Origin of the sequence: Dietzia sp. B44, from assembly GCF_014145245.1 — a bacterium.
Classification (GTDB): Bacteria; Actinomycetota; Actinomycetes; order Mycobacteriales; family Mycobacteriaceae; genus Dietzia; species Dietzia natronolimnaea.
In genome coordinates this window covers 1-5034 of the sequence record NZ_JAALEF010000058.1, presented here as the reverse complement: position 1 = coordinate 5034, position 5034 = coordinate 1, and the positions used below count along the sequence as shown (strand labels likewise).

The 5034-nt window shown below is 70.1% G+C and carries 4 protein-coding genes; 3 read left to right on the top strand and 1 reads right to left on the bottom strand.

Features of this window, described 5'->3' with window-relative positions; translation table 11 throughout:
* Positions 1–27 precede the first annotated feature (27 nt).
* On the bottom strand, positions 28–660 hold the full coding sequence (locus tag G6017_RS02495) for a TetR/AcrR family transcriptional regulator (protein ID WP_182610851.1): 633 nt from the start codon (positions 658–660) through the stop codon (positions 28–30).
* A gap of 124 nt (positions 661–784) precedes the next feature.
* On the opposite strand from G6017_RS02495, the gene G6017_RS02490 reads away from it, so the two are divergent.
* Genes G6017_RS02490 through G6017_RS02480 form a run of 3 tightly spaced genes read left to right on the top strand, consistent with a single transcriptional unit; the run spans position 785 to position 4951 of the window.
* Positions 785–2446 (top strand): class I adenylate-forming enzyme family protein, encoded by a 1662-nt coding sequence (locus G6017_RS02490; RefSeq protein ID WP_182610850.1) that lies wholly within the window; start codon positions 785–787, stop codon positions 2444–2446.
* A 36-nt stretch (positions 2447–2482) separates the two neighbouring features.
* On the top strand, positions 2483–3826 hold the full coding sequence (locus tag G6017_RS02485; protein ID WP_182610849.1) for an MFS transporter: 1344 nt from the start codon (positions 2483–2485) through the stop codon (positions 3824–3826).
* Between the two features lie 51 nt (positions 3827–3877).
* Positions 3878–4951 (top strand): phosphotransferase family protein, encoded by a 1074-nt coding sequence (locus G6017_RS02480; protein ID WP_182610848.1) that lies wholly within the window; start codon positions 3878–3880, stop codon positions 4949–4951.
* Positions 4952–5034 lie beyond the last annotated feature (83 nt).

Here is a 5034-nt window from a genome sequence, read left to right as displayed (position 1 = left end):
CAGCAGGCGCCGCGGGGGAAGGGCCGGTCAACTCGGGGACGGTGACGGGTCGGCGACGCCGCCGGCCCGGGCCGCGCCCACCATGCCGCGGGCGAAGTACAGGTGTCGTGCCACCACGTCGTCTCTCGTCAGCGGGCCGTCGGGGCGGTACCAGGAGGAGATCGACACGCACAGCGACGAGATCGCGCGGGCCGCGTCCTCGGGGTGCTCACAGGCGAAGTCCCCCGAGTCGACGCCGGCCCGGATGGCCTCCTCGAGCATCGCCTGCTGGGAGTCGCGCTGGGCGATGTGGTGGGCGCGGACGCCCGGGTCCATGCTCCGCATCTCCGTGGAGGCCACGAACGCCTGGTCCCGCCTGGCCATGTGGAAGCGGGCGAGGCACTCCACGAGGTTCTCGAAGCGGGCGACCGGGTGGTTCCCGGCGTCCTCCACGGCCGCGCCGGTGTGCTCGAGCATCTCCGCCATCGCCGTGTCCACCACGGCCGCGAGGATCGCCTGTTTCGAGCGATAGTGGTGGTAGAGGCCCGGAACGGACAGTCCGGCCTCTTCGGCGATCATCCTGATCGAGGCGCCGTGGTACCCGTGTCGCGCGAAGACGACCAACGCGGCACGTAACGGGGGCGACAGGGTGTCGGGCCCGAATTCTCGCCAGTCGCTCATCGGTGGACTCTCCTCGGTCATCGAAAAACCCTAGCTGTCGATCACTTGACACGTGATGTGGTGTGGGTAACACTACATCGGACCGAGCGATCGCTCGGTCGGGCCGACGGAGCGGAGGGCGATGATGAACGGACCGAACCCGCGCCCGTGGCGGGAGTTGTACCGTCCGGGTCTCGACGAGGGCCTCGCGGGGCGGCGGGCGACGCTGGTCGACGCCTGGCGCGACCGGGTCGCGACGAGTCCGGACCGGACCGCGGTCGCGTACTTCGACACCCTCCTCTCGGCGCGTGAGGTCGACCGCATGTCGGACGCCCTCGGCGCGGCGCTGCAGGATCGAGGGGTGCGGGGCGGCGACCGCGTCGGCATCCACCTGCAGAACATCCCGCAGTACGCGCTGGCGCTGCTCGCCCTGTGGAAGATCGGCGCCGCCGCCGTGGTCCTCAACCCGATGTACTTCGGTCGCGAGCTCCGGTTGCCCGTCGAGGACTCCGGCGCGGTGGGGATCATCGCCACCGACCGGGACGTCGCCGCGATCCGCGAGAGCGTGGAGGGCACCGACGCCCGGTGGATCCTGAGCACCAGCGAGCGGGACCTCCAGACCAGGAACGACCCCCGGGTATTCGGCGGAACGGACCCGGGAGTGCCGTCGGAGGACGGCGATCTCGTGCGGCTCATCTCCGACTTCTCGGGTCGGACCCCGGCTCCCGTCACGGTGTCACCGGACGACCTCGCGCTGCTGACCTACACCTCGGGGACCACCGGTCCCCCGAAGGGTGCGATGAACTCGCACGCGAACGTGGTGGCCGTGGCCCGGAGTTTCGCCGACTTCGTCGGCATCGTGCCGGGAGACGTGGTGTTGGCCATAGCGCCGCTGTTCCACATCACCGGTGCCGTCATCAACGCGACCCTCGGCCTGCTGGGGGACACCGCCCTGGTCTTCGCCGGGCGCTTCCGGCCCGAGGTCGTCCTGGACGCCTTCCGCGAACACCGGGTCACCTACACGATCGGGTCCATCACGGCCTTCAACGCGCTCATGCGTCTGGACGAGGCCGGCCCGGAGCACTTCGGGTCCGTCAAGACGCTCTACAGCGGGGGAGCACCGATCCCGCCGTCGACGGTCGAGCGGTTCCGGGAGCGGTTCGGCCACTACATCCACAACGCCTACGGGATGACCGAGACGACCTCGGGGGTCGTCGCCGTCCCGCCCGGACTCCGCGCCCCCGTGGACGAGGCCAGCGGGACGCTCTCCGTCGGGGTCCCACTCCCGGGGGTCGACGCGAGCGTGGTGGGCGTCGACGATCGACCCGTCCCGCCGGGGCAGCAGGGCGAGCTCGTCCTCAGCGGACCTCAGATCGTGTCCGGGTACTGGCGCAACGCCGCGGCCACCGCCGGGGCGATGCCCGGCGGCCGGCTGCACACCGGTGATGTCGCCGTCATGGACTCCGCCGGCTGGGTCTACCTCGTCGACAGGCTCAAGGACCAGATCAACGCCTCCGGGTACAAGGTCTGGCCCCGCGAGGTCGAGGACGTCCTGTACGAGCACGACGCAGTCTTCGAGGCCGCGGTCGTGGGCCTGCCGGACGAGTACCGCGGCGAGAAGGTGGTCGCGTTCGTCTCCCTCAAGGCGGGCCGCACCGCCACCGGGGAGGAGTTGGTCGCCTTCGCCGCCTCCAGACTCGCCGCCTACAAGAGGCCCGCCGAGGTCCACGTGGTCGGCGAGCTGCCCAAGACCCAGACCGGCAAGATCCGTCGCCGCGAACTCCGCGACGAGCACACCCCCTCCTGATTCCCCAGACCCCTCACCCGACCCGAAGGAGATGACATGGCCGAGGCCAGCATCCGCCCCGACCTCCCCTCGGAGGTCACCCCGACGCAGTCCGCCGAGGGCAACAGGAACGCCAAGAGGTCGCTCGCGGCCAGCACCACCGGGCAGCTGTTCGAGTGGTACGAATGGACCGCTTACGCGGTGTTCGCCCCGTTCATCGCGGCGGCGATGTTCAACAACGAGAACCCGGTCTCGGCCCTGCTGGCGACCTTCGCCGTCTTCGCCGTGGGCTTCCTCGTCCGGCCGCTCGGCGGGATCGTCTTCGGCCGGATCGCCGACGTCAAGGGCCGCAAGTGGGTCCTCATCACCACCATGCTCATGATGGCGGGCGCGAGCCTGCTGATCGGACTGCTGCCGAGCTACGAGACCCTGGGTGTCTTCGCCTCCGTGCTGCTCCTGCTGTGCCGGATCGTCCAGGGCTTCGCGCACGGTGGTGAGTCCGCGACCGCGTACAGCTACGTCGCCGAGATCGCGCCGCCCCACCGTCGCGGGATGTGGGGGAGCCTGGTCTTCGTCGCCATCATGGGCGGCACCGTGATCGCCTACGGCGTGGGCGGCACCATCACCGCCGTGCTGTCCGAGTCCGCCGTCGGCGAGTGGGGCTGGCGCATCCCGTTCCTGCTCGGTGCCGTGTTCGCCCTGTTCGTGCTGTACCTGCGGGCCGGGATGGAGGAGTCCGACGTCTTCGACAAGGCCGCCGAGGCCGCCGTCGCCGACCCGACCTCCCCGGTCGTCACGTTCTCCAAGGGCCGTCTGGCCCGCGCGATCGCGCTGGTCGTGACCATGGTCTCCGGCATCACCGTGGCCCACTACACCTGGAGCTCGTACGCCTCCACCTTCGCCATCACCCAGCGCGACATGGATGCGGGCGCCGCCTTCTGGATGATCTTCGGCAGCCAGTTGATCGCCCTGTGCACCCTTCCGCTGTGGGGCCTGCTGTCGGACAAGATCGGACGTCGTCCGGTGATCTTCATCTTCGCCGTCGGGACCATCGTCACCACCCCGTTCCTGATGGGGATGATCGACGACCGGCCGTGGACCCTGTTCCTCACCTCGTTGATCGCCATGACGCTGGTCGCCGCGGCCGGATCCATCCTCTCGTCGTTCATGTCCGAGGCGTTCCCCACCAAGATGCGCACGGCCGGCATCGGCTTCGCCTACTCCCTGTCCGTCGCCGTCTTCGGCGGCAGCGCCCCGTACCTCAACGCCCAGTTCATCGAGTGGGACGTGTACTGGATGATCAGCGCCTACATCATCGTGCTCTGCGTCTGCACCATCATCGCGACGGCGATCATGAAGGAGACCCGCGGCAACGACCTGCACACGGTCGGCCACGACTAGTCCGTGCCCGTTCCGGTCATCCGGCCGCCCATCAACCGCGAGGATCACCCCATGACCACTCCACCAGAATCGTCCGCCGGCCCGGCGGTCGACCGACTCCTCCGCCCCGACGTCGTGGGCCCCAAGATCGCCGAGGCCACGGGCGAGGCGGCCTGGACGGACTTCTCCGCCGAGCTGATCGCGGGGGGCAAGTCCAACCTCACGTTCACGCTCCGCTCGGACGCCGGCGAGCTCATCCTGCGTCGGCCGCCCACGGGTGAGCTCCTCCCGAGCGCCCACGACATGGGGCGCGAGGCGCGCATCCAGCTGGGGCTGGCGTCGACGGACGTCCCGGTGGCCGGGATCGTGCTCAACGAGACCACCGGCGAGGACCTCGGTGTCCCGTACTACGTGATGGAGAAGGTCGTCGGTCACGTGATCCGCGACGAACTGCCGCCGGGCTACGCCGAGTCCGACGACGACAAGGCGGCCATGGCGGACGCGCAGATCGACGCGATGGTCGCTCTCCACGCAGTGGATCAGGACGCCGTCGGCCTGGGGGATCTGGGGCGGCCGGAGGGTTACCTCGATCGGCAGCTGCGCAGGTGGCTCGGACAGTCGGAGAAGGCGAGCGCGAGCGTCCGCGCGGACCGCCTGCCCGAGTTGGCCGCGCGACTCGGCCGGGACCTGCCCACCTCGCCGTCGTCGCGGATCATCCACGGTGACTACCGCATGGACAACTGTGTGGTCGACGCCGACGATCCGGGGCGGATCAAGGCGATCCTCGACTGGGAACTGTCGACCCTCGGCGATCCGGTGGCCGACCTCGCCCAGACCGTTCTGTACTGGGGCGATCCCGACGGACCCGAGGTCCCGCTCATCCCGAGTCTGACCACGGGCCCCGGGTGGCCCGGCCCGCAGCGGTTGCTGGACAGGTACTGCTCCGCGACCGGCACGGATCCCGCACACATGCCCTGGTACCTGGCGTTCGCGACGTTCAAGTTCGCGGCGATCGCCCAGGGTGTGGCCACCCGCTCCGAGGCCGGGGACATGGCCGGACAGGACTTCGGTGGCATCGGCCCGCAGATCCGCGAGCTGGTGGAGTACGGCCACTCGATCCTCGATTCCCGGAAAGGCGCCCGCTGATGGCTGATCCCGCTCCCGACGCCCCCGCTCCCGACGCCCCCGCCCGGGCCGTGCGCGGGCCGGTCGACCCCCGCACGGGTCCC